The following is a 24,834-nucleotide window of genomic DNA, read 5'->3' on the forward strand; positions in this document are numbered from 1 at the left end:
GGGCGCATGAGCGAGCGGAGTGAGCGAGTCATCGAGGGGTGTGCGTTGCGCGAAGCGCCTGCCGAGCGTAGCGAGGTGGGCGCATGAGCGGCCTGCTGCCGGGTGACCCCGCCGCCGTCGTCGGCGGCGAGGCCACCGCCCGGGCGCTGTGCGTGCTGGCGCCGAACCCGTCGCCGATGACGCTGGACGGCACCAACACCTGGCTGCTCTCCGAGCCCGGCTCGGACCTGGCCGTGGTGATCGACCCCGGCCCGCTGCACGAGGAGCACCTGCGCCGGGTGATCGACCTGGCCGAGGAGCGCGGCAAGCGGATCGCGCTGACCCTGCTCACCCACGGCCACGCCGACCACTCCGAGGGTGCGGCCCGGTTCGCCGAACTCACCGGCACCGAGGTCCGGGCCCTGGACCCGGCGCACCGGCTGGGCTCCGAGGGCCTGGTCGGCGGCCAGCGCCTGGACGTCGGCGGCCTGGACCTGCGGGTGGTGGCCACCCCCGGCCACACCTCGGACTCCCTGACCTTCCACCTGCCGGCGGACGGCTCGATCCTCACCGGCGACACCGTGCTGGGCCGCGGCACCACGATGGTCGCCCACCCCGACGGGCGGCTCGGCGACTACCTGGACTCGCTGCGCCGGCTGCACACGATGGCCTCCCACCACGGCGTGCGGACCGTGCTGCCGGGCCACGGCCCGGTGCTCGCGGACGCGCTCGGCGCGGTCGACTACTACCTGGCGCACCGGGCCACCCGGCTCGCCCAGGTGGAGACCGCGGTCGAGTCGGGCTGCCGGACCGCCCCCGAGGTGGTGGCGCGGGTCTACGCCGACGTGGACCGGGCGCTCTGGCCGGCCGCGGAGCTGTCCGTCCGGGCCCAGCTGGACTACCTGGCGGAGCACGGGCTGATCCCGGACGGCGACTGATCCGGGCCGCCCTCCGCGACCGGGCCGCCCCCCCGCGACCGGGGGCGTCGACGCCGAAGGGCCCGTCCGTACGGACGGGCCCTTCGGCGTGGTGCGCGGTGCGGCCGCGCGGCGCGTCAGCGCGAGCGGCGGGACAGCCGCTCGACGTCCAGCAGGACCACCGCCCGCGCCTCCAGCTTCAGCCAGCCGCGGCCGGCGAAGTCGGCGAGCGCCTTGTTGACCGTCTCGCGGGAGGCGCCGACCAGCTGGGCCAGCTCCTCCTGGGTGAGGTCGTGGGCGACGTGGATGCCCTCCTCGGACTGCACGCCGAAGCGGCGGGAGAGGTCCAGCAGGGCCTTGGCGACGCGGCCGGGCACGTCGGAGAAGACCAGGTCGGACATCACGTCGTTGGTCCGGCGCAGGCGGCGGGCGATGGCCCGCAGCAGCGCGATGGAGACCTCGGGGCGGGCGTGCAGCCAGGGCTGCAGGTCGCCGTGGCCCAGGCCGAGCAGCTTGACCTCGGTCAGCGCGCTGGCGGTCGCGGTGCGCGGGCCCGGGTCGAACAGCGACAGCTCGCCGATCATCTCGCTGGGGCCGAGGACGGCCAGCATGTTCTCGCGGCCGTCCGGGGAGGCGCGGTGCAGCTTGACCTTGCCCTCCGCGACGACGTACAGCCGGTCGCCCGGGTCGCCCTCGTGGAACAGCGACTCCCCACGGGCGAGGGTGACCTCGGTCATGGAAGCGCGCAGCTCGCCGGCCTGTTCGTCGTCGAGTGCCGCGAAGAGTGCGGCGCGCCGCAGAACGTCGTCCACGTGCTTCCTCCTTCTCGGCCGTCCGGCGGGTGGGCCGTCCGGCGCAAGTTCCGTTCAGTGTTCTGCATCACCAAGCATGGCGCATGTCGCTCCGATCATATGAGGAGGGGGTGTGCCGAGGTGTGCCGTGCGGGGCCATTCGTACCGGCGGGTCATCGGGCGGGGCGCTCGCCGGGAGCCCCCGGGCAGGTCCTACTCGAACGGCTGTCCGTCCTGGTCGAACAGGGAATCGCCGACCGCCGTACGGGCGTGGACGACGGCGTGTCCCGCGCGGTGTGCGCTGGTCAGGCCCGCCGTGCGCAGGGCGGTGAGGTGCTGCGACACGCCGGCCGGGGACAGTCCGGTGCGGTGAGCCAGCTCGGTGGTGGAGCCGGGGGAGTCCAGCTCGGCCAGCAGCCGGGCGCGGGAGCGCCCGAGGACGCCGCCCAGCGCGTCGATCCGGTCCGTTGCGCCCGGCCGGCGCTCCCACAGGGTGGCCGTGCCGCGCGCCGGGTAGATCAGCTGCGGCGGATCGGGCGACAGCACCCGGGTGAGCACCTTCGGCCAGGCGAAGGCCGAGGGCAGGAGCAGCAGCCCGGCCCCGGCGGTCAGCCGGGTGACCGCGCAGTGCCGCTGCTCCAGCCGCAGCGCGGAGCCGTCCCAGCGGACGGTGTCGTGCAGCCCGTCCAGCATCCGCGCGGTGCCGTGCTCGGCGGCCTGCCGGGAGCGGTGCAGGACGTCCGCGGCGAGCAGCGCGCGGATCCGGGCCCAGTACGGGGCGAGCGCCGGCTCCCAGTAGGCCCGGAGGTCGGCGGCCAGCCGGGGCAGCTGCGCGGCCGGGTCGCGGTACAGCGGGTCGAGGACGGCCGGCAGCCGGCCGCCGGCCTCGGCGGCCAGGATGTCGAGGTCGGCCCGGACCTGATCGGCGCCGGTGGCGGTGATCGCGGCCAGCTCCTCGGTGAGGGTCGGGGCGAAGCCGGCCGGGGCGGGGTTGAGGAAGTCCGGCAGGTGGCCGGTGGGCGGCACCAGGGCGGTCAGCCGCTCCAGGGCCGGACCGGCGGCGGCCAGCCGCTCGCGGACCTGCCCGGCCCAGGGCCGGTGCAGCGCCGGGACGGGGGAGTGGGCCAGGGCGCGCAGGCTGGTCACCACCTCCTGCATCGGCGAGACGGCGAACCGGGTCAGCGCCAAGTCCTGGGTGGAGAAGTTCAGTTCGGTCCGCATCCGGCCCCCTCCGCGGAAGATTCGGCCTCAGCTTAATCACTGGTGGGGCGGCGGACCGGCGCGCAGGATGCCTGCGTCCCCACCGATCCGTACGAAAGCCGGTGACACCCATGTCCACCACTCCCGAGTCCCGTGCGCGGGCGCTGCGGCTGCGCGAGCTGGTCGCGGACGGCGTGCTCGTCCTGCCCAACGCCTGGGACGCGGGCAGCGCAGCCGTGATCGCCTCGGCCGGCGCCCCGGCGGTCGCCACCACCAGCGGCGGCGTCTCCTGGTCGCTCGGGCACGGGGACGGCCAGCGGCTCGACCGGGCGGCGGCGGTCGAGGCGGCCCGTCGGATCGTCGCGGCGGTGGATCTGCCGGTCACCGTCGACGCCGAGGGCGGCTACGGGCCGCTGCCCGCCGACGTGGCCGGGACGGTGACCGCCCTGGTCGGCGTCGGTGCGGCCGGCGTCAACCTGGAGGACTCCACGGCCGTCGGCGGTCCGCTGTTCCCGGTGGCCGAGCAGGCCGAGCGGCTGCGCGCGGCCCGTACCGCGGCGGACGCGGCCGGGCTGCCCGAGCTGGTGGTCAACGCCCGCACGGATGTCGTCCTGTTCGGGCTGGGCGGGCTGGACGAGGTCCTGGTCCGGGCCGAGGCCTACGCCGAGGCGGGTGCCGACGGCCTGTTCGTCCCCGGGCTGCTGGACCTCGACGCCCTCACCGAGCTGTGCGAGCGCTCGACGCTGCCGGTCAACGCGATGGCCGTCCCCGGCGGGCCGACCGTCGCCGAACTCGCCGCCACGGGGGTGCGGCGCGTCAGCATCGGCACCGGCCTCGCCCAGCTCGCGTACACCGCGGCCCGCCGCGCCGCCGCCGAGCTGCTCGGCGCCGGAACGCTGACGGAGCTCGACGGGGCGCTCGGCTACGGCGAGCTGGACGGGCTGTACCGGGGCTGACCGGCCGGCGAGGAGGCGCCCGTCAGCCCTGGAAGCCCACCTCGGCGAGGGCCCGCTCGATCCGCTCGCGGTGCTCCGCCTCCCACGCGTCCAGGCTCTGGGCGGCCTCCTTGGCCAGCTTCGCCCGGGCCGCCTCCAGCACCCGGTCGCGCTCGGCGGCGGGCACCACCACGACGCCCTCCTCGTCGGCCACCACGATGTCGCCGGCCGCCACCAGCACGCCGCCGCAGCGCACCACGGCGCCGTGCGTGCCCAGCGCCTTCTTCGCCCCGGGAATCGGGATCACCCCGCGGGCGAAGACCGGGAAGCCCAGCTCCCGCACCTCACCGAGGTCCCGGATCAGGCCGTCGGCCACGAAGGCCGCCACGCCCCGGCGCTGCGCCACGGCGCACACGTTGCCGCCGGCCAGCGCGTAGTCCAGGTCGCCGGACTCGACCACGATCACCGAGCCGGGCTCGGCCCGGTGGATCGCGGCGTGCAGCATCAGGTTGTCGCCGGGCGGGCACTGCACGGTGAACGCCGGGCCGGCCACCCGGGGCATCCCGGTCCAGAGCGGGCGCAGTCCGGTGTCCATGACCTGCGCCCGGCCCAGGACGTCGGCCAGGGTGGTGGTGGGAATGTCCGTGAAGTCCGTGTCCATGCTTCCTCGTTCTCCGTTCCTCCGTTCCCGGAAGACTAGGACTCGCCTTCGGCCTGCCCGCACCGGGGGAGTCAGGCGAAGAACGTCACCAGCTGCGGGACCAGCGCCTCGGCCGCCACGTCGTGGGTCTGGTCGGCCAGCGTCCGGTACTCGGCGCCCGGCACGGCCTCGGCCACCGCGGCGGAGGGCGCCCGCAGCAGCTCCGGGCTGGCGCCGCCGTCCAGCACCAGGGTCGGCACGGTGATCCCGGCCAGCAGGTCGACCGGGACGGGCGCGCCGGTCCGCGCGCCGAGCGCCGCCGCGTCGTACGCCAGGCTCGGCGCGACCGCCTCGAACAGCGGCCACACCGGGGCGGCGCGCATCCCGTCCACCGCCTCCGCGGGCATTCCGACGAAGGTCATGAAGGCCTCGACGGCGTCCCCGCGACGCCCTTCGGCGAGCGCCGCCTCCAACTCGGCGACGTACCCGACGAAGCGGGCGCGCTGCCCGTCCCCGGTGCTGAACGGCGGCTCGTAGACGGCGAGTCGGCTGATGTCGGTGCCCGCGGCGGCGGCCCGCAGCGCGAGCGCGGCGCCCGAGGAGATGCCGAAGACGGCGGCGGAGCCACCGGCGGCCGCGATCACGGCGGCCAGGTCCTCGATCTCGCGCTCCACCGCGAACGGCGCGGTGTCCCCGCTGCCGCCGCGGCCGCGCCGGTCGTAGGCCCACACGGTGTGGTGCGCCGAGAGCTGCTCGGCGATCGCGACGCCGGGGTCGAAGGCGCGGTGGGTGATCGCCCCGTCCACCAGGACGACCGCCGGGCCGGAGCCGGTCACGGTGCAGGCGAGGGTGGTGCCGTCGGTGGAGACCACGGTGCTCATGGGAGTTCCTTCTGTCGTCGGTCGGGCCGGTCACAGGGGTAGACCGGGGCCCGCCGCGGAACTCATCGCTCCCGTCGGGGATTTTTTCCACCGCACCGCCCGTGGATCACCCACGATCCCGCCGCGGGGCCGTGACCTCCGCCCGCTCGAACCGGATCACGAGGCGCGAGGAGCCCTCGACGACAAGGGGAGAGCGTGGACGTGGGAACGGATCCGACACATCGTCGCACCGCCTCTTGGCGCCGGACCGCCGTCATATTCCCGGTGCTCTGCGGAATTCTGCTCGGTGCGGCCCGGCCCGGTTCGGCCGCGACACGGGAGGATTCCGCGACGGCCGGACCGGCGCGGGAGCCGTCCGTCGAGGTGCCGTACAAGGCCGCGGAACTGTGGCAGCGCGGAATCACCGGAAAAGGCGTGAGGGTCGGCGTCCTGGTTTCCTTCGGAGATCCCGGACTGCCGGAATTCATCGAGCAGTACGACCGGGCCTACGGATTGCCGGCGGCGGACATCCGGACGTACGAGCCGCTGGGGAAGGCGTCGTCCTGCACGGACCCCGGCGTGAACGCCGAGCACTGCCGCGGGCCGGGGCGGCAGCGTTCGGTGCCGGGCGGCGGGCGGCGGGCGGCGGGCGGCGGGCGGCGGGCGGGGAGAGCGCGAGGGGCGGCGGCGGTGCGACGGGTGGCGGCCGGTCGATCCCCGACATCACCATGCAGGGCTCCCGCGGCAGCTCCCAGTCCGCGGCCCTGTTCGCGGGGGTGGCGGCCCTCGCGGTCCAGCGGCACGGCGGCCGGCTCGGCTCCCTCGACCCCGGCTGTACCGGATCGGTCCGCGCGGTGCGGCGGCCGGAATCACCGATGTCACGGAGGGCCGCAATGACTGCGGCGGAGTTCCCGGATGCGGCGCCGGTGTGGGATTCGACACGGCGAGTGGTTGGGGCACGGTGGATGTTCCCGCCTTCGTCCTGGACCTGGCCGAATCCGATCGCTGAACCGTGTCCGCGGCCGCTCCGGCGGATTGCCCGGCGAGGTGCAGTGCGCCGGGCAATTCCGCAAGTTCGGGAAATGGACGGCGATTGCGATCGGTCCGGTGGCGGTCGACGGGCGGGTGAACTCCACCGATTCCGGTCAATGACGGATTGTCAACGGAGGATTGCCGACGGGAACTATGCTCTGGATGAGGCGCACGGGGGTCGCGCCGCGTGCGCGTCGGCTCCCGCAGGCCGACGACGGGTCACATCGTCCACCGGGAGCTCACCTTGGGGCACAGCGCGTACCGACTCGACGGTGATCGTCACCCGTGGCGGCCGGGCGGGCTCCGGGCGCCCCTGGCGGGCGGCGACCCCCTGTCGAGACTCACCCGGGGCATCGTGGTCATGGTGGCCGTCGGCTTCTTCGTCGCCTCGGTGGTGGCCACCGTCCGCAACCACGACGGCCTGGCGTACCAACTGTCCGCCGTGGTCGTCCTGTTGCTGCTGCTCGGCTTCCAGATCGCGCACACCGTCGCGTGGCGGCCGGAGCGGCTCTGGTGGCCGTGGAGCCTGTACGCCCACGGGATGCTCACCTACCTGCCGTTCCTGGTGTTCGACGGCTCCTGGGTCGGCATCCCCGGGTCCTTCGCCGGGTCGGTGCTGCTGACCGTCGCCGCGCCCCGCTCCTGGATCCTCTTCGCCGTCCTGGTGGCGGGCCAGTGGCCGGTCTGCGCGGCCCTGGACGGGAACTTCGGCCAGTGCGTCAACGCCGTCGTCTCCGCCGCCGTGGGCGGCATCGTGGTGTACGGCGTGGCCCGACTCGCCGATCTGACCGCCGAGTTGCGGGCGGCCCGGACGGAGCTGGCGGAGCGAGCGGTGGACCAGGAGCGGCTGCGCTTCGCGCGCGACCTGCACGACCTGCTCGGCTACAGCCTCTCGGTGGCCGCGCTGAAGTGCCAACTGGCCGAGCGGCTGGCCCTGGAGGACCCGAAGCGGGCCCGCGCGGAGATCTCCGAGGTGCTGGTGATGGTGCGTCAGGCGATGTCGGACACCCGGTGGATCTCCAGCGGCGACCACCAGATGTCCCTGGCCCGGGAGTCCCGTTCGGCCGTTTCGGCGCTGCGGGCGGCCGGGATCAGCGCCGAGGTCGACCTGGACTGCGGGGTGCTCCGCCCGGAACTGGACACGGTGCTGGCCACCGTGGTGCGGGAGGCGGTCACCAACATGCTGCGGCACAGCGTGCCCCGGCACTGCGAGATCCGGGCCCGACGGGACGCCCTGGGCACGGTGAGCCTGGTGGTCTCCAACGACGGAGCCCCGGCGGAGGGCGAACAGCCCGCGCCGGACGGCGAAGCGGCCGCGGGTGGCGGCGAAGTGGCCGCGGGTGGCGGCCACGGCATCGAGAACCTCACCGAACGGCTGCTGGCCGTCGGCGGCCGCCTGACCGCGGAGCGGGACGGCTCCGGCTGGTTCCACCTCGCGGCGGTCGTCGAGGCCTCGGCCGCCCGGGGGGCGAAGGCCCGGGCGGCGCGGGTCGCGAGGGCCTCCAACGCCGCCTGAGGAGGCCCGACACCGTCGGGGCGCACGGCCCGCCCGCCGTCCCCGCTCCCCGCTACTCGCGCACCCCCATCGCCTCGACCGGTTCCCTGCGCAGCGCCAGCCGGGTGGTCAGCAGTACGGTGCCCACCCCCAGCAACGCCGCCCCGCCCAGCACCGCGGCCTCCCAACTCCCGGGCAGCGAGGGCCAGGCCGTGCCGGTGAGCGCCAGGCTGACCGGGACCAGCACGGCGGCGGTGACGGCCGCGCCGAGGGCGAGCGCCACGGCGACGGTGATCCCGCCCTCCCAGGCCATCATCCGCAGCACCTGCCGGTCGGTGGTGCCCACCAGCCGCAGCAGCGCGAACTCGCGCAGCCGCTCGCTGGTGGCCATCACCAGGGTGTTGACCACGGCGATGGCGGTGAACAGGCTGATCATGCCGAGCAGCAGCCGGCCGACCGCGGTGGCCGCCTCCTGCTGGTGCCGGCGGGCCTCGTCGTAGTCGGCCCGGGTGGCCGGGCGGGCCATCGGATAGGCCGCGGTGAGGCCCCGGAGCCCCTGGTCCACCTGCCGGGGGTCGGCGCCGGGGGCGGAGCGGACCAGCACGGTCGACGCGAGCGGGTCCGGTGCGTGGGCGGCGGCGAAGCCGGTGGGCAGCAGCGCGTCGGCGAACCGGGCGTCGCGGTCGTAGACGGCCGTGACCGTGGCGGTGCCCTCGCTGCCGTCCTCCCAGTGGATCCGGACGGTGGCGCCGACGTCGACCTTGAGGCGGGAGGCCGTCCGCTGCCCGAGCGCGATGCTCGCGCCCCGCAGCCGGTCCAGCGAGCCGGCCGTCACCCCGGGGTCGACCAGCCGCTCCAGACCCTGCGGGTCGACGATCCGGGCGTCCACCCCGTGCTCGCCGCCGGTGTCCGAGGAGCCGCCGGACACCGTGATGAAGCTGGACACCAGCGCGCCGGCCGCCTCGACACCCGGCAACTTCCGTACCGAGTCGGCGAATTCCGGCGGCAGGCCGATGCCGCGAGCCTGGACCACGTGGTCGGCCAGCAGCCGCCGGCCGTCCTCGGCCACGTTGGCCTGCGCCTTGACGACCGGGACGAACAGCACCGTGCCGGTGAAGGACACCGCCAGCACCAGCGGGGTGACGGCGGCGGCGAAGCGCCGGGGCTGGGCCCGCAGGGCGGCGGAGGCGAGGAACCCGGCGATCGGGAAGAGCCGCCCCACCGGCCCGCCGATCGCCGTACTGGCGACCCGGCCGATCAGCGGCCCGATCAGCGCGACCCCGAGCAGCAGCACCAACACCATGCCCTCGGCCGTACCGACCCCGCTGCGGCTGTCCGTCGAGCCGGCCAGCACCACGCCGCACACGGCGAGCGTCACCAGGCCGAGGCCGGTCCGGATCCACCCGATGCCGGGCGGCGGCGCGGCCGAGTCGCGCAGCGCCTGGGTGGGCTCGACCCGGGAGGCCCGGCGCGCGGCGGCCCAGACGGCCAGCTGTGCGGTGACGAGGACACCGCCGAGGACGATCAGCGGGGCGGTCGGTCCGATGTGCAGCGGTACGTCCGAGCTGACCACCCCGCGGTCCACCAGTGCCCCGCGCAGCACCGCCGCGAGGCCGATCCCGAGCGGGACGCCGACGACCGCCGCGGCGAGGGCCAGCACCAGCGTCTCGGCCGCGACCATCCGCCGCACCTGCCCGGTGGTGGCGCCGATCGCCCGCAGCAGGGCCATCTCGCGCATCCGTTGCTGGACGGAGAGCGCGAGCGCACCGGCCACCACGAAGACCGAGACGAACAGCGAGAGCACGCCCATCGTCCCGGCGAGTGAGGAGAGTCCGTCGCCGGGCCCGGGCGTGCCGGAGAACTCCAGCTCGCCGCGCTCGTCCCCGGTGCGCGCCCGGGGTCCGGACGCGTACTCCGCGCCGGTCTGCGGCCCGGCCGCGGCCAGCGCCTGCCGGGCCAGCTCGGCCGCCTCGCGGGGATCGGCCCCGTCCTTGAGGGTCAGGCCGACGGCGTCCGCGCCGGTCGCCGTCCCGGCGAGCCGGGCGGCCCGTTCGGGGCTGAAGAAGAGCGCGCTCTGGCGCGACGACTCCCGTGCCGGCGAGGCGAGTCCGGCCACGGTGTAGTCGCGCGGCGCCTCGGTGGTGGCCAGCCGGACGGTGCCCCCGGCCGTGACCCCGGCGCGGGCGGCGGTGGCGGCGTCCAGGACCACCTCGTCGGGACCGGCCGGGGCGCGGCCGGCGGTCAGCCGGAACGGCGCGAGCACCGCGCTCGCCCAGGAGTGCCCGAGCGAGGCGCCGCCCTGCGGGCCGGACAGGACCGTGCCGTCCGCGGTGATCACCGCCGCCGGGAAGGAGACCTCCGGGACGGCGGCCGCGACGCCGGGCAGCGCGGCGAGCCGGGTGACCAGCGGTCCGGCGTCGGCGATCCGGGTCGAGTCGCCGACCACGACCGGGGCCGCCGCGTAGCGCTCGGTGGGCGTGCCGGCGCGCAGGGCGGACTCCAGCAGGACCCCGCAGCCCACGGTCAGGACGAGGGCGAAGGCGAGCGCGGTGAAGGCTCCGGCGAAGCCCGCCTTCCGGGCGCGCACCGTCTGCCAGGCCAGCAGGAGCATGTCGTCAGCGCCTTCCCAGGAGGGTCATCCGCTCGGCGACCCGTTCGGGCGTGGGCCCGTCCAGGACCTCGGCGAAGCTGCCGTCGGCCAGGAAGTAGACCCGGTCCGCGTAGGAGGCGGCGACCGGGTCGTGGGTCACCATGATCACGGTCTGGCCCAGTCCGTCCACCACGTGTCGCAGCAGCCGCAGGACCTCGCTCCCGGTGGCGCTGTCCAGGGCGCCGGTGGGCTCGTCCGCGAAGACCACCTCGGGCCGGGTGACCAGGGCCCGGGCGATCGCCACCCGCTGCTGCTGGCCGCCGGACAGCTGGGTCGGCAGGTGCCGCACCCGCGTGGTCAGACCGGTCCGTTCGACGATCTCCGCCAGCCAGGCCTTGTCCGCCCGGCGCCCGGCCAACCGCAGCGGCAGGGTGATGTTCTGCTCGACCGTCAGCGAAGGCAGGAGGTTGAAGGCCTGGAAGACGAAGCCGATCCGCTGCCGGCGCAGGACCGTCAGCTCGTTCGGCTTCAGCCCCGCCAGGTCCCGGCCGGCCAGCCGGACCTGCCCGGAGCTCGGCCGGTCGAGTCCGGCGGCGCAGTGCAGGAAGGTGCTCTTCCCGGAGCCGGACGGCCCCATGACGGCGGTGAACCCGCCGCGCCGGAACTCCATCGACACCCCGCGCAGGGCGTGCACGGCGCCCGCCCCCTGCCCGTACACCTTGGTCACCCCGTCGAGCCGGACCGCCGGGTCCGGCTCGGAAACGGAATGGGCCTGTTCCGGATCGCCGGAATCCGCAGTCCGCGAGAAAACGGGAATCCCCTCCTCGATGCGCCGCCCTGCCCCTTATCGCCGGCCAGCCTAGCCAAATCCGCACACCGGCGTAACGGGCGAACGGCCGGGCGGGGCCGTCCGAGGGGGCCGGAGGCCTGCGGGATGGGCAATCCACGGTCGGACCCATGCGAATCGCATGGGGCATTCCATGGAGTACGGCGTGGCCAAAGTCCCGTTCGGGTGCAAGGATCGACCTTGTTCGAAGTAATCAAACACGGACCGCCGGGAGTTCGGGCCACCGAAATGCCCCGGTATCGGCGTCCGGCGTCGCACCGGCCCGTCCGATGGCTTCGGCCGAGGGTTCCGCCGATTCTTATTCCACGTCATTCTGATCCGTTCGACGTTGACGCGAAGAAGTCACGGGGGTGGCGAATGTCCAAGAATTACGACGTGTTCTGCATGGCCGATCCGACGTTCTTCGACTCGCCCGCCGGGCTGAAGGAGGAGGGCCTCGACTTCGCCCTCTCCGGCCGGCCGGTCCCCGAGGGCTGGAGCAGGATCCCGCACGGCGACTGGGTGGTGTACCGCCCCGAGGGCGGCGAGCCGCTGCCGAAGCAGGGCTGGAAGATCCACACCTCGGGCCGGCAGCAGAACGCCGACCGGATCCTCGACGCGGTGGCGGAGTACTGCCACGCCGAGCGCATCCCCTTCAAGCACCTCTCCGGCCGGCACATCCTGCAGACCCGGAACATGAAGTACGCGCACCGGGGCGCCAGCGGAAAGCTCGTCACGATCTACCCGCGCGACGAGGCCCAGCTGAAGGCCGCGCTGGACGCACTGGACGGGCGTATCGGCGGTGAGGCCGGTCCGTACATCCTGAGCGACCTGCGCTGGAACGAGGGACCGCTCTACGTGCGGTACGGCGGCTTCGCCGAGCGGCACACGGTCTCCGAGCAGGGCGCTCTGGTCCAGGCCATCGAGGCGCCGGACGGCACGCTGCTGCCGGACAAGCGCGAGCCGGTGTTCCACGTCCCGGAGTGGGTGGAGCTGCCGGAGTTCCTGGCCCCGCAGCTGGCCGCCCGCAAGCGGGAGACGGTGGAGAACCTGCCGTACCGGATCGAACGGGCGTTGCACTTCTCCAACGGCGGCGGCCTCTACACCGGTGTGGACACCCGCACCGGCGCGAAGATCGTGCTCAAGGAGGCCCGGGCCTACGCGGGACTGACCAACGACGGGAAGGACGCCGTCGAGCGGCTCCGGCACGAGCGGGTCATCCTCGAACGCCTCGCCGGGCTGAGCGTCGTGCCGAAGGTGATCGACTACTTCGTGGTCGGCGACCACCACTTCCTGGTCGAGGAGTTCCTGGACGGCCAGCCGCTGAACAAGTTCTTCGGCCGCCGCTACCCGTACAACGGCGCGCGGACGGACCGGGCCGAGATCGCCGGGTACACGGACTGGGCGCTCGGCATCTGCCGGGCCGTCGAGGAGGCGGTCGAGGCGGTGCACGGGCGGGGCGTCGTCTTCGGCGACCTGCACCCGTTCAACGTGATGGTCCGCCCGGACGGCAGCGTCGCGCTGATCGACTACGAGGTCGCCTCCCCGGTGGAGGAGCGGGCCAAGCCCGCGCTCGGCAACCCCGCCTACGCGGCGCCGCGCGACCGGACCGGCTTCGCCGTCGACCGCTACGCCCTGGGCTGCATCCGGCTGGCGATGTTCATGCCGCTGACCGCGATGCTGCGCCAGAGCCTCGGCAAGGCGCGGCACCTGGCCGACGAGATCGCCGAGCGCTTCCCGGTGCCGCGCGAGTTCCTCGACGCCGCGGTACGGGACATCCTCGGCCCGGCGGACGGGTCCGACCGGCCCGCCGTTCCCTCCACCGGGACCTCGGCGACGGTCTTCGACCCGGCGGCCCTGCCGCTGCCGACACCCGACCGCTCCGCCTGGACCGCCACCCGTGACTCGCTGGCCGGCGCCATCCTGGCGAGCGCCACCCCCGACCGCGACGACCGACTGTTCCCCGGCGACGTCGAGCAGTTCAGCACCGGCGGGCTCAACCTCGCCCACGGCGCCGCCGGAGTGCTCTACGCGCTGGAAGCGACCGGCGCCGGCCGCTACCCGCAGCACGAGCAGTGGCTGCTGGACCGCGCCCTGCGCAAGGACGCCCGGGCCCGGCTGGGCTTCTACGACGGCCTGCACGGCGTGGCGTACGTGCTCGACCGGCTCGGCCACCGCGCCGAGGCGCTGAAGGTCCTGGAGCTCTGCCTCGCCGAGGGCTGGGAGCGCCTGGGCACCGACCTGCAGAGCGGCCTGTCGGGCCTCGCGCTCAACCTCGCGCACTTCGCCGACGCCACCGGCGAGTCCACGCTGCACGAGGCCGCCGTCCGGGCCGCCGACCTGGTGGCCGGACAGCTCGGCGGCGCCGAGGACGTGGCCGGGACCAGCGGCGGGCGCCACCCGCACGCCGGGCTGATGCGGGGATCGGCCGGGCCGGCCCTGATGTTCGTCCGGCTGTACGAGCGGACCGGCGACCAGGCCTACCTGGACCTGGCCGCCACCGCCCTGCGGCAGGACCTGCGCCGCTGCGTGACCCGCGAGGACGGCGCGCTCCACGTCAACGAGGGCTGGCGCTCGATGCCCTACCTGGCGACCGGCAGTGCGGGCCTCGGGATCGTCCTGGAGCGCTACCTCGCGCACCGCGAGGACGAGCGGTTCCGGGTCGCCGCCGACGGCGTGCGGATCTCCTCGCAGTCCGAGCACTACGTGCTGTCCGGCCTGTTCAACGGCCGGGCGGGCATCCTGCAGCACCTCGTCGAGACCTCCCGGCACCCGCAGCCGGCCGACGACCCGGACGTGGTGGCGCAGATCAGGGCGTTCTCCCTGCACGCGCTCGCCTACCAGGGGCAACTCGCCTACCCCGGTGAGCAGTTGCTCCGGCTGTCGATGGACCTCGGCACCGGCTCGGCGGGCGTTCTGCTCGCCCTCGGCGCGGCGCTCGGCGACACCCCGGTCCACCTGCCGTTCCTCGGGCCGGCCCGGACCCCCTGAGCCCCGGACCCCCTGAGCCCGGACCTGCCGGGCCCGGACTCCCCGAGTCGTGCTCGCCTCCCCCGACCGGCGCACGGGCGCGCGCCGCCCGAACCGACGCACGCCCGTGCGCCCCCACAGACTGCCCCTCCGCTCCCGGAGGGGTGCCCGCCCGCGAGGGCGGAACCGGCACCAGTGGAAAGGAAGAGAACCATGGCGCTGCTTGACCTGCAGACGATGGAGCTGCCCGCCGAAGCCGAGGAGCTGGCCCCCATGGGTAGCGGCCAGAGCACCGACTGCTCGAACTCCAGCTGGCTGTGGTGCAACTGACCTGACCTCCAGGTCGGGTCGGTACACCCGCGCACGGCTGCACCGACCACCGCACGGCACACGAGAGAGAGGGGACAGGATCATGGCTCTGCTTGACCTGCAGGCGATGGAGCTTCCGGCCGAGGCCGAGGAGCTGGCTCCCATGGACAGCGGAAAGAGCACCGACTGCTCGAACTCCAGCTGGCTGTGGTGTAACTGACGCCGACTGAAGCACTAGGCGGCTAGGCCTTCCGGTCCTGGGCGGGATCCCGCCCAGGACTGGAAGGCCGGCGCGCTTCACGGCCCGCCCGTACGACCGCCCGACCGCGGAGCCCGCCCGGCGGCCCGGCACCCGCGCGGCACCCACAGTTCAACCCGCGACGACCCGGAGGGGGCAGAGTGACGACCGACTCCCCGGCGACCACCGGCTCCCCGGCACCGACCGGCCCCACCGAGTCGCCGCCCGGCCGCGCCGCAGCGGCCCCCGGCTCCCCGTCGGCCCCCGGCCGGTCCGCCGACCGCCTGCTGCTGCGCGCGGTCCTCCACGCCCGCGGCTGGGCCGTCCTGCTGGTGCTCGCCGCCCTCGGCAGCGTGCTGACCCAGGTGCTGCTGCCCGCGGTGGTCGGCTCCGCCGTGGACAGTGCGATGGCCGGCCGGGCGGACGACGGCCGGATCACCACCTGCGCGGCGGTGATCGCCGCCTTCGTCGTCTGCGAGGTGCTGTCCGACCTCGCCGCCGGCCGCGGCTCCGCCGCCGGCACGGCCTGGCTGCGCCGGGCCCAACTCGCCCACCTGCTCACCCTCGGAGGCCGGGCCGCGGCCCGCTTCGACCCCGGCGACCTCACCGCCCGGCTGATCGGCGGCGCCGCCGACGCGGGCGCCGCCGCGGAGGCCGCCGTCTGGGCGGCGCTCTCCGTGCTGCCGACCCTCACCAGCGTGGTCGCGCTCTGGCTGATCGACCCCTGGCTGGCCCTGACCTTCCTGATCGGCATGCCCGCGCTGATCCTGTTCCTGCGCTCGTACGCCCAGGACATGTCGGTCCTGATCGCCCGGTACCAGAAGGTCCAGGGCGCCATCGCCGCCGGCTTCGTCGAGGCCCTGGGCGGCATGCGCACCATCGCGGCGGCGGGCACCACCGACCGGGAGGCCGAGCGGGTGCTGCGCCCGCTGCCGGAGCTGAGCGGCCTCGGCCACGGCTTCTGGCGGGCGCAGACCAAGGTCGCGTCCCAGAGCGCCCTGCTGGCGCCGCTGTTGGACGTCGCCGTGCTCTCGGTGGCCGGCTTCGGGCTGGCCGCCGGCCGGGTCACCCCGGGCGAGATGCTGGCCGCCTCCCGGTACGCCGCCCTGGGCGCCGGGCTCGGCATGACCGCGATGCTCCTCGGCCGGCTCGCCCGGGCCCGGGCCGGCGCCGGACGCGTCCGGGAGGTGCTCGCGGAGCCCGCGATGGCGTACGGCACCGGGACGCTACCGGCCGGCCCCGGGCGCCTGGAGCTCCGCGGGGTCACCGTACGGGTGGACGGGCGGACGCTGCTCGACGACCTCGACCTGACGGTGCCGGGCGGGAGTTCGCTCGCGATCGTGGGCCGCTCCGGCACCGGCAAGTCCCTGCTGGCCTCGGTGGCGGGCCGGTTGGCGGACCCGCACGGCGGGACCGTCCTGCTCGACGGCGTCCCGCTGCCCGAGCTGTCGCACGAGGCGCTGCGCGGCGCGATCGGGTACGCCTTCGAACGCCCCGCCCTGCTGGGCGCCACCCTCGGGGAGGCGGTCCTCCTCGGCGAGGTGACGGCGGAGGACCGGCCGAGGCTCACCCGGGCCGCCGCGGCCGCCTGCATCGACATCTTCGTCGAGCGCCTCCCGGAGGGCTACCGGACCGACCCGCGGAGCGTGCCGATGTCCGGAGGCGAGGCCCAACGCCTCGGGTTGGCAAGGGCGTTCGCGCACCGGGGCCGGGTCCTGGTGCTCGACGACGCGACCTCCAGCCTGGACACCGTGACGGAGTTCGAGGTCAGCACCGCGCTCACCACCGACCTGGCCGGCCGCACCCGCCTGATCGTCGCCCACCGGGCCTCCACCGCCGCCCGGTGCGACCTGGTGGCCTGGTTGGACGGCGGCGGCATCCGGCGGATCGGCCCGCACGGCGAACTCTGGGCCCTGCCCGAGTACCGCGCCGTCTTCCGCCCCGAGGCGCCGCCCGCCGACGACCCGCCGCCCGCCGACGACCCGCCGCCCGCCGACGACCCGCCGGCCACCGACGACCCGCCGGCCACCGACGACCCGTCCGCCGACCACGACCCGCCCACCGCCGGGGCCCACCCTGCCGCCGCCCGCACCAGCCCTGCCGAGGTGGGCAGATGACCGCCACCCCCGAGGTCTCCCTGCGCACCGAACTCCTCGCCCCGCTCCGCCGACGCCCGCGCGTGGTCGCCCAGTTGGCGCTGTGGTCGGCGGTCGAGGCGCTGCCCGGCTTCGCGGCCGGCCGTCTGGTGGCCGGCTCGGTCGACTCCGGCTTCGGCGCCGGGCGCCCGGCGGTCGGCATGGCCTACCTGGCCCTGCTCGGCGCGGCCGTCTTCGTCGGCGCGTGGGCGACCCGCCAGGTCTACCCGCGGCTGGCGGTCCTGGTGGAGCCGCTGCGGGACGACCTGGTCCGCCGGGTGGTCACCGGCGGGCTGCACGCGGCGCGGACGGCCCCCGGCCGGCCCGACACCTCGGGCGTCGCCCGGCTGACCCAGCAGGTGGAGATGGTCCGCGAGGCCTACGCCGGGATCACCATGGTCGTCCGCCGGTTCGTCTTCAGCGTCGGCGGCGCCCTGCTGGGCATGTGCTTCCTGGAGCCGCTGGTGCTGGCCGTGGTCCTGCCGCCGCTGCTCGCCGCGGCGGGCCTGCTGGCGCTGATGCTCCGCCGCGCCACCGACGGCCAGCGCGAGCTGCTGCTCGCGGACGAGCGGCTCGCCGCCGAGGCGGGCGCCGTCATCGGCGGTCTGCGCGACGTGACCGCGGCCGGCGCCGAGCGCTGGACCGGCGACCGGCTGTCGGCGGCGGTCGAGCGGCAGGTCCGCGCGGCCGAGCGGGTCGCCCGGCTGACCGCCGGCCGGACCTTCGTGCTGGCCGTCGGCGGCTGGCTCCCGCTGGTCCTGCTGCTGTCCACGGCCTCCTGGCTGACCGGCCGGGGTGTGACGGCCGGCGCGCTGCTCGGCTCCGTCACCTACATCGTGCAGGGGCTCCAACCCGCCCTGCAGACCCTGGTCCAGGGCCTCGGCGGCAGCGGTGTACGGCTGGCGGTCACCCTGCGGCGCATCCTGGAGTCGGCGCCCCCTCGACCCGCCGCCCCGACGCCCGCCGCGCTGCCCACCCCCGCCGCCCCGACGCCCGCCACCCCGTACGGGCCGCGCCCGCCCGGCCCGTACGGCGTCGAGCTCAGCGGAGTCGGTTTCGCCTACGGCCCCGGCTCCGAGCCGGTGGTCCGCGACCTCGACCTGACGATCGCTCCCGGGGAGCACCTGGTGGTGGTCGGGCCCAGCGGGATCGGCAAGTCGACCCTGGCCGGCCTGGTCACCGGAGTGCTCCGGCCGACCGCCGGGCAGGTGCGCCTGGGCGGGCGCCCGCTGCCCGAGGACCCCGTCGAACTCGCCCGGCACCGCGTCCTGATCCCGCAGGAGGCCTACGTCCTCACCGGCACCCTGGACGAGAACCTGCGCTACCTCAACCCCGGGGCCGCCCCCGAGCAGGTGGACCGGGCGGTGGTCGCCATCGGCCTGGAGGGGCTGGTCGAGCGGCTCGGCGGCTACCGGGCGCAGGTCGTCCCGGCGGAGCTCTCGGCGGGCGAGCGCCAGCAGATCGCGCTGGCCCGCGCTTACCTGTCCCCGGCCGCGCTGGTCGTCCTGGACGAGGCGACCTGCCACCTGGACCCGGCCGCCGAGGCCCGGGCCGAGGAGGCGTTCGTCCGCCGCCCGGGATCCCTGCTGGTGATCGCCCACCGGATGAGCTCGGCGCTGCGGGCCGACCGGGTCCTGGTGATGGACGGGACGGACGCCGTCGCGGGCAGCCACGAGGAGTTGTTGACGCGCTCCGGCCTCTACCGCGACCTCACCGGCCACTGGCGGCGCCCCGCCGGGACCCGCTGAGGCGGTGGGGCGTACGCGGGGCGTAGCCCGGGCCGCCCGCGGGTCGTCAGGGCCGGGGCCCGACCGACAGCCAGCCCATCTCCTCGGCGATCCGGATCGCGTCCACCCGGCTGCGTCCGCCGGTCTTGGACACCGCGGCGGCCAGGTGGTTGCGGGCGGTGCCCGAGGAGATGAACAGCCGGGCGGCGATCTCGGTGACGGAGGCGCCCTCCGCCGCGAGCCGCAGGGTGTCCAGTTCCCTGGGCGTGAGCGGGTTCTCGCGGGCCCCCAGCGCGGCCACGGCCAGCTCCGGGTCGATGGCGCGCTCGCCGGCGGCCACCTTCCGGATCGCGGCGGCCAGTTCCTCCGCCGGGGCGTCCTTCCCGAGGAAGCCGAGCACCTGGGCGGAGAGCGCGCTGCGCAGGTGCGCGGGCCGTGCCAACCCGGTGAGCACCAGCGTGCCGCACTCGGGGAGCTTCTCGTGCAGTTCGGCCGCCGCCCGCAGGCCGTCCAGCCCGGGCATGTCGATGTCGAGCACCGCGACGTCCGGCCGCACCTCCAGCGCGGTGGGCACCACCAGGTCCCCGCGGTCCACGTCGGCGACGACCTCCAGGTCGTCCTCGTAGGCGAGGAGCGCCATCAACGCACTGCGCACCATGCTCATGTCCTCGGCCAACAGGACCCTGATCACCGGCACTCCCCCTGTCAGGTAACCGCCACACCCAGGCCACGCCCAGGCTTCATTAGACAACACCCCCTGGCCGGGCCCGCTTCCGCGCTTGATCGCCCCCAACCGGTGGTCCGGTCGGCGTAGCCTTCGTGCATGGCAGAGAGCAAGGTCCGGAAAGCGGCGGCGCCGAAGGCCGAACCGGCGGCGAAGCAGGCGGCGGTGAGCAAGCCGGCGGTGAAGCCCGCGGTGAGGTCCGCCGCGAAGCCCGCGGTGGAGAAGCCGGCGGAGAAGCCCGCCGCGAAGCCCGCGGTGAAGCCGAGGAAGCCCGAGTCGCACCTGGCGATGGTGCGGCGGGCCCGGCGGATCAACCGCGAGCTGGCGGAGCTGTACCCGTACGCGCATCCGGAGTTGGACTTCGAGAACCCCTTCCAGCTGCTGGTGGCCACCGTGCTGTCGGCGCAGACCACTGACCTGCGGGTGAACCAGACGACCCCCGCGCTGTTCGCCAAGTACCCGACGCCGGAGGACATGGCGGCGGCGAACCCGGAGGAGCTGGAGGAGATCATCCGCCCGACCGGCTTCTTCCGGAACAAGGCGAAGGCGCTGATCGGCCTCTCGATCGCGCTGCGCGACGAGTTCGACGGCGAGGTCCCGGGCCGCCTGGCCGATCTGGTGACCCTGCCGGGCGTCGGCCGCAAGACCGCCAACGTCGTCCTGGGCAACGCCTTCGGGGTGCCGGGGATCACCGTCGACACCCACTTCGGCCGGCTGGCCCGCCGGTTCGGCTGGACCACCGAGGAGGACCCGGTGAAGGTCGAGGCGGTGGTCGCCGAGATCTTCCCGAAGTCGGAGTGGACGATGCTGTCGCACCGGGTGGTCTTCCACGGCCGCCGGATCTGCCACTCCCAGAAGCCCGCCTGCGGCGCCTGCCCGATCGCGCCGCTCTGCCCGGCGTACGGCGAGGGCGTGACCGATCCGGAGAAGGCGCGCAAGCTGCTCAAGTACGAGATGGGCGGGCAGCCCGGGCAGCGGCTGAAGCCCCCGGCGGACTTCCCCGGCGAGGCGGCCGCCCGCGCGGACGCCGACGCCCACCACGGGCGGGTCGCGGACCTGGCGGTGGCGGAGTGATCGCCCGGGGGATCGAGCGCGAGTCCCTGCCGGCCTGGCTGGAGCCGGTGCGGGAGGCGGCCGAGAGGGTGCTGCCGGAGCAGCTGAGCCGCTTCCTGCCGCCCCCCGACGGCGGCCGTGCGGCGGCCGTGCTGATGCTGTTCGGCGAGGGCCCGGAGGGGCCGGACCTGCTGCTGATCGAGCGGGCCCGCTCGCTGCGCTCGCACGCCGGCCAGCCGTCCTTCCCGGGCGGCGCGCTGGACCCTGAGGACGGCGATCCGGACGGCCCGGGCCCGATCGCGGCGGCGCTGCGCGAGGCCTGGGAGGAGACCGGCCTGGACCCGGCGGGGGTGCAGGTGTTCGCGGAGCTGCCGCGGCTGTACATCCCGGTGAGCCGCTTCGTGGTGACCCCGGTGCTCGGCTGGTGGCGCGAGGAGTCGCCGGTGCGCCCGGTGGACCGGGGCGAGACCGGCGCGGTGTTCCGGGTGCCGATCGCCGACCTGGCGGACCCGGCGAACCGGGTGCGGCTGCGCCACCCGTCCGGGCACGTCGGTCCGGCCTTCGCGGTCGCCGGCCGGCTGGTCTGGGGCTTCACCGCCGGGGTGATCGACCGGGTACTGCACCACAGCGGCCTGGAGCTGCCCTGGGACCCGTCCCGGATCGTCGACCTCTCGGACGACGCGCTGGCGCTGGTCCAGGGCGACCTCGAACACTCCCGCGCGCTGCCGGGCGGCGACGCCGGCGCCTCGTGACCGGCCGACCGCCGGTCCGGTCGCCGGAGCGTGGGAGGGTGTCGGAGTGAACGTCCTGGATGTCCTGCTGATCGCCGCTGCCGTGGGATTCGCCGTGTCGGGCTACCGGCAGGGCTTCGTGGTCGGTGTCCTGTCGCTGGTCGGCTTCCTCGGCGGCGGTCTGGTGGCCGTCGAACTGCTGCCGCTGCTGCTCGACCACCTGAGCCCCGGCACCACGGCCTCGGTGGTGGCCGTCGTGGTGGTGATCGTCTTCGCGGCGATCGGCCAGGCGGTCACCGCGCACTTCGGCTGGAAGCTTCGCGGCCACATCGACCGCCGCCCGGCCCGGGTGCTGGACGCGGCAGGCGGCGCGGTGGTGAACGTGGTCTCGATGCTGCTGGTGGCCTGGCTGATCGGCTCGGCGCTGGCCGGAGCCTCGCTGCCGACGGTCTCCAAGCAGGTCCGCTCCTCGGCGATCCTCGGCGGGGTGCAGGACGCGCTGCCCTCGGACGCGCCGAACTGGTTCTCGGACTTCTCCAAGGTGCTCGCCCGCAACGGCTTCCCGCAGGTCTTCAACCCCTTCGAACACGAGCCGATCACCCAGGTCGACACCCCGGACCCGGCGCTGGCCGCCAGCCCGGCGGTGGCGCGGGCCAAGCAGAGCCTGGTCAAGGTGGTCGGCACCGCGACCTCCTGCGGCAAGACCCTGGAGGGCAGCGGCTTCGTCTTCGCCCCGCACCGGGTGATGACCAACGCCCACGTGGTCGGCGGGGTGAGCGAGCCGACCGTGCAGATCGGCGGCGTCGGCCAGCTGTACGACGCGACGGTGGTCCGCTACGACTGGCAGCGCGACATCGCGGTCCTGGACGTGCCCAAGCTGAACGCGCCCGCGCTGACCTTCGCGGGCGAGGCGAAGACCAACGACAGCGCGATCGTGGCCGGCTTCCCGGAGAACGGCGCCTTCAACGTCCAGCCGGCCCGCATCCGCGGCCGGATCCAGGCCAACGGCCCGGACATCTACCACCGCGGCCAGGTGGTGCGCGACGTCTACTCGGTGCGCTCGATGGTCCGCCAGGGCAACAGCGGCGGCCCGCTGCTCACCCCGGACGGCCAGGTGTACGGCGTGGTCTTCGCCAAGTCGCTGGACAGCGCCGACACCGGCTACGTGCTGACCGCGGCCGAGGTGCGCGAGGACGTGCAGCAGGGCGGCGCCGCGACCGCCCGGGTGGACACCCAGGGCTGCGCGCTCTGATCGGGGGCACCCCGGCGCGCTCCGCCGCGGGCACTCCGGCGCGCCCCGGGGGCACCCCGGCGCGCTGCGCCGGAGACGCTCCGTGCGAGATCCGTCGTACCGTCAGTCCGCCCTGGTAGCCTCGGCCGCGCTCACCCGTTCGGCTCAACCGGGCGCCGTCCCGGAGTGGGCCCGACGGGAGGTCGTGGCAGTCCGATGATGGGTCATTCGCACGCGGTGAGCGGGGCGATGCTGTACGCGGCGTCGGCCCCCTTCCTGCCCCCGCTGCTGCTGCACACCACGCTGCAGCCGGCGGACATACTGATGGGCACGGTGCTGTGCGCGGGCGCGGCCCTGCTGCCGGACCTCGACCACCACGACGGCTCGATCGCCAACTTCCTCGGCCCGCTCTCCAAGGCGCTCTGCCGTGTCGTGGCCTGGGCCTCCGGCGGTCACCGGCACGCGACCCACTCGCTGCTGTTCGTCGCGCTGATGGGCGCCGGCACCTGGGCCGGCGTCACCTTCCTGGGCCGCGGCTTCACGCTCGCGCTGACCTTCTTCCTGCTGGCGCTGGCGATCCGGGCGCTGCGGCTGTGCCCGCCCGGAGACGGTCCGCAGACCTGGATCACCATCGTCGGGCTGTCCGCGCTGGGCACCTTCGGGATGAACACCTGGATGCCCAACTCGCCCGGCTGGCTGCCGTACGCGGTGGCGCTGGGTACGCTGGCGCACCTGCTGGGCGACTGCCTGACCAAGAAGGGCGCGCCGCTGCTCTGGCCGCACAAGGAGCGCTACGAGGTCGTGCTGATCAAGCGCAGCGGGAACAGCGTCGAGACCAAGGTGCTGGTGCCGATCATGTCGGTGGCGACCTTCGTCCTGCTCTGGTTCACCGCGCTGTCGCCGATCACCAATTGAGCGGTGCGCCGGGCAGCCACCGACCGGCCGCCCGGCACCACCGGGCCCCCGCGGCGCGAGGCCTCAGGTCTCGCGCCGCAGGCGTGCGCCCACCCAGCGGGCGCGCCGGCCGAGGATGCGGGGGATGCCGAGCTGTCGCCGCTCCGCGCGCTGACGGCCGTCGAGGCCGTCGAAGCCGAGGTCGTCCGCCCGGTCGGGGCGGTGGGCGGAACGTTGCGGGCTGTTCTGGCGTCGGCCGCGCGGGGCGGCGCCGCGATCGGGCATCCAACTCATACCGGTATGGATGCCCCTGGGCCGGTGGAGGTAACCGCCCTGGGGTGTGTCGATCTTGTCCTATGCGTTTGTCATATGAGCGCAACGTCAGGGAAATTGGGATCGAAGGCCCTTCGGTGACACCGCCCGCCCGGACCTCCCCGAGTCAGTCCTTGTGCCGCCCGATCCAGTCCAGCAGCTCGGCGGTGAACTCCTCCGGCGCCTCCTCGTGCGGGAAGTGCCCCACCCCCGGCAGCAGCCGCCAGCGGTACGGCGCCGCCACGTACTCGCCGCCGCCGAGTGCGGTGTGCGACAGCAGCACCGGGTCCGCCGCCCCCTGGACGTGCAGGGTCGGTGCGGTGATCGGCTTCTTCATCCGCCGGGCGAACTGGATGCCGTCCGGCCGGGCCATCGACCGCATCAGCCAGCGGTACGGCTCGATCGAGCAGTGCGCGGTGCTGGGGATCTGGATCGCCTGCCGGTACGCGTGCACCGCGGCCTCGTCCAGGCCGTTCGGTCCGGTCCAGGAGGTCAGGTAGCGGCCGACCAGCTCGGCGTCGTCGGCCACCAGACGGCGTTCCGGTATCCACGGCCGCTGGAACCCCAGCACGTGCTCGAAGGCGGCGAACTGCTTGCGGTCGGTCAGCAGCGCCCGGCGCAGGTCCCTCGGGTGCGCGGCGGAGACCACGGTCAGGCTCTGGATGACGGACGGCCGCATCACCGCCGCCACCCAGGCCAGGGTGCCGCCGGAGGCGTGCCCGACCAGGTGCGCCCGGCGCTCGCCGAGCGAGCGGATCACCCCGGTGATGTCCAGGGCGAGGTTGCCCGGGTCGTACCCGCGCGGGGTGCGGTCGCTGCCGCCGATGCCCCGCAGGTCGAGCGCCACGGCCCGGTAGCCGGCCTCGGCGAGCGCGGTCAGCTGGTGGCGCCAGGCCCACCAGTACTCGGGCCAGCCGTGCACCAGCAGCACCAGCGGGCCCGAGCCCAGCTCGGCGATGTGGAAGCGGGCACCGTTGGCCGCGAGGTCCCGGTGCGTCCACGGACCGGCCTGCCGGATGCTCCACGCCTCGGCCTCCGCCGCCGGAGCGGCACCGGGGACCGCCTCGGCGGTCTCCCGGGCGGCGGCCGGGCCGCCGCCCTCGGGGGCGGGGCCGGGGGCGGAGTCGGGTCCGGATGCGGCGGACGGCTGCGCGGGCACGGGCTTCTGGTCAAGCGGCATACCGAGAGCGTGTCACATCCGCGCGCCGGACACGTGCCCGGCACTCACTGTCGGTGGGTTCGCCC

General features: G+C 75.0%; 21 protein-coding genes. 12 read left to right on the forward strand and 9 right to left on the reverse strand.

All coding sequences use genetic code 11. The annotated features are described in order from the left end of the window. The first annotated feature begins 83 nt into the window (after positions 1-83). Complete coding sequence (locus ACIRD3_RS24290) at positions 84-917, forward strand: MBL fold metallo-hydrolase (RefSeq protein WP_402220242.1); 834 nt, start codon at positions 84-86, stop codon at positions 915-917. Positions 918-1,033: 116 nt separating this feature from the next. On the opposite strand, the gene ACIRD3_RS24295 is transcribed toward ACIRD3_RS24290, so the two are convergent. Further along, a complete protein-coding gene (locus tag ACIRD3_RS24295) occupies positions 1,034-1,708 on the reverse strand; it encodes a Crp/Fnr family transcriptional regulator (RefSeq protein ID WP_030288117.1) in 675 nt (224 codons plus the stop codon). A 192-nt stretch (positions 1,709-1,900) separates the two neighbouring features. Beyond that, positions 1,901-2,908: a winged helix-turn-helix domain-containing protein gene (locus tag ACIRD3_RS24300; RefSeq protein WP_402220244.1), complete on the reverse strand. Its 1,008-nt coding sequence runs from the start codon at positions 2,906-2,908 to the stop codon at positions 1,901-1,903. A 110-nt stretch (positions 2,909-3,018) separates the two neighbouring features. Here ACIRD3_RS24300 and ACIRD3_RS24305 point away from each other — a divergent pair, with 110 nt between their 5' ends. Continuing rightward, the gene (locus ACIRD3_RS24305; protein ID WP_402220246.1) at positions 3,019-3,843 is read left to right on the forward strand and encodes an isocitrate lyase/phosphoenolpyruvate mutase family protein; all 825 of its coding nucleotides are present in this window, start codon (positions 3,019-3,021) and stop codon (positions 3,841-3,843) included. Positions 3,844-3,865: 22 nt separating this feature from the next. Here the strand turns inward: ACIRD3_RS24305 and ACIRD3_RS24310 are convergent, their stop codons facing one another. Together ACIRD3_RS24310 and ACIRD3_RS24315 are read right to left on the reverse strand one after the other, a co-directional pair. Continuing rightward, entirely contained in the window at positions 3,866-4,483 is a 618-nt protein-coding gene (locus ACIRD3_RS24310) for an RraA family protein (protein ID WP_402220249.1), read from the reverse strand. A gap of 71 nt (positions 4,484-4,554) precedes the next feature. Next, a complete protein-coding gene (locus tag ACIRD3_RS24315; protein ID WP_402220251.1) occupies positions 4,555-5,343 on the reverse strand; it encodes an alpha/beta fold hydrolase in 789 nt (262 codons plus the stop codon). 1,255 nt (positions 5,344-6,598) lie between these two features. Here ACIRD3_RS24315 and ACIRD3_RS24320 point away from each other — a divergent pair. Further along, on the forward strand, positions 6,599-7,870 hold the full coding sequence (locus ACIRD3_RS24320) for a histidine kinase (protein WP_402220254.1): 1,272 nt from the start codon (positions 6,599-6,601) through the stop codon (positions 7,868-7,870). A 52-nt stretch (positions 7,871-7,922) separates the two neighbouring features. Here the strand turns inward: ACIRD3_RS24320 and ACIRD3_RS24325 are convergent, their stop codons facing one another. Together ACIRD3_RS24325 and ACIRD3_RS24330 are read right to left on the reverse strand one after the other, a co-directional pair. Next, the gene (locus ACIRD3_RS24325) at positions 7,923-10,460 is read right to left on the reverse strand and encodes an FtsX-like permease family protein (RefSeq protein WP_402220257.1); all 2,538 of its coding nucleotides are present in this window, start codon (positions 10,458-10,460) and stop codon (positions 7,923-7,925) included. A 4-nt stretch (positions 10,461-10,464) separates the two neighbouring features. Further along, complete coding sequence (locus ACIRD3_RS24330; protein ID WP_402220259.1) at positions 10,465-11,166, reverse strand: ABC transporter ATP-binding protein; 702 nt, start codon at positions 11,164-11,166, stop codon at positions 10,465-10,467. A gap of 477 nt (positions 11,167-11,643) precedes the next feature. Here ACIRD3_RS24330 and lanKC point away from each other — a divergent pair, with 477 nt between their 5' ends. From lanKC to ACIRD3_RS24355, 5 genes are all read left to right on the forward strand, one after another. Then, entirely contained in the window at positions 11,644-14,256 is a 2,613-nt protein-coding gene (gene lanKC / locus ACIRD3_RS24335) for a class III lanthionine synthetase LanKC (RefSeq protein WP_402220261.1), read from the forward strand. A 192-nt stretch (positions 14,257-14,448) separates the two neighbouring features. Next, on the forward strand, positions 14,449-14,565 hold the full coding sequence (locus tag ACIRD3_RS24340; RefSeq protein WP_189913033.1) for a SapB/AmfS family lanthipeptide: 117 nt from the start codon (positions 14,449-14,451) through the stop codon (positions 14,563-14,565). Positions 14,566-14,647: 82 nt separating this feature from the next. After that, a complete protein-coding gene (locus ACIRD3_RS24345; RefSeq protein ID WP_402220264.1) occupies positions 14,648-14,764 on the forward strand; it encodes a SapB/AmfS family lanthipeptide in 117 nt (38 codons plus the stop codon). A 179-nt stretch (positions 14,765-14,943) separates the two neighbouring features. Next, positions 14,944-16,899, forward strand: a complete 1,956-nt coding sequence (locus ACIRD3_RS24350) for an ABC transporter ATP-binding protein (protein WP_402220267.1) — start codon at positions 14,944-14,946, stop codon at positions 16,897-16,899. Next, positions 16,896-18,665 (forward strand): ATP-binding cassette domain-containing protein, encoded by a 1,770-nt coding sequence (locus ACIRD3_RS24355; RefSeq protein ID WP_402220269.1) that lies wholly within the window; start codon positions 16,896-16,898, stop codon positions 18,663-18,665. Before ACIRD3_RS24350 ends, ACIRD3_RS24355 begins: the two co-directional genes overlap by 4 nt. A 46-nt stretch (positions 18,666-18,711) precedes the next feature. Here the strand turns inward: ACIRD3_RS24355 and ACIRD3_RS24360 are convergent, their stop codons facing one another. After that, complete coding sequence (locus ACIRD3_RS24360) at positions 18,712-19,335, reverse strand: response regulator (RefSeq protein ID WP_402220272.1); 624 nt, start codon at positions 19,333-19,335, stop codon at positions 18,712-18,714. A 132-nt stretch (positions 19,336-19,467) separates the two neighbouring features. On the opposite strand from ACIRD3_RS24360, the gene nth reads away from it, so the two are divergent. The 4 genes from nth (at position 19,468) to ACIRD3_RS24380 (ending at position 23,298) form a co-directional block, all read left to right on the forward strand. Then, positions 19,468-20,442 carry an endonuclease III gene (nth, locus tag ACIRD3_RS24365; RefSeq protein ID WP_402220275.1) on the forward strand — a complete coding sequence of 325 codons (975 nt, stop codon included), beginning with the start codon at positions 19,468-19,470 and terminating at the stop codon, positions 20,440-20,442. After that, entirely contained in the window at positions 20,439-21,173 is a 735-nt protein-coding gene (locus ACIRD3_RS24370; protein WP_402220278.1) for an NUDIX hydrolase, read from the forward strand. Before nth ends, ACIRD3_RS24370 begins: the two co-directional genes overlap by 4 nt. Before the next feature lie 46 nt (positions 21,174-21,219). Further along, the gene (locus tag ACIRD3_RS24375; protein WP_402220280.1) at positions 21,220-22,404 is read left to right on the forward strand and encodes a MarP family serine protease; all 1,185 of its coding nucleotides are present in this window, start codon (positions 21,220-21,222) and stop codon (positions 22,402-22,404) included. A gap of 195 nt (positions 22,405-22,599) precedes the next feature. Then, positions 22,600-23,298: a metal-dependent hydrolase gene (locus ACIRD3_RS24380; RefSeq protein ID WP_402220283.1), complete on the forward strand. Its 699-nt coding sequence runs from the start codon at positions 22,600-22,602 to the stop codon at positions 23,296-23,298. A 63-nt stretch (positions 23,299-23,361) separates the two neighbouring features. Here ACIRD3_RS24380 and ACIRD3_RS24385 read toward each other — a convergent pair whose 3' ends face one another. Both ACIRD3_RS24385 and ACIRD3_RS24390 read right to left on the reverse strand, forming a co-directional pair. After that, a complete protein-coding gene (locus ACIRD3_RS24385; RefSeq protein ID WP_402220286.1) occupies positions 23,362-23,571 on the reverse strand; it encodes a hypothetical protein in 210 nt (69 codons plus the stop codon). A 145-nt stretch (positions 23,572-23,716) separates the two neighbouring features. Further along, on the reverse strand, positions 23,717-24,769 hold the full coding sequence (locus ACIRD3_RS24390; RefSeq protein ID WP_402220289.1) for an alpha/beta fold hydrolase: 1,053 nt from the start codon (positions 24,767-24,769) through the stop codon (positions 23,717-23,719). Positions 24,770-24,834: the final 65 nt, after the last annotated feature.

This window comes from Kitasatospora sp. NPDC093550 (assembly GCF_044764985.1).
GTDB lineage: Bacteria > Actinomycetota > Actinomycetes > Streptomycetales > Streptomycetaceae > Kitasatospora.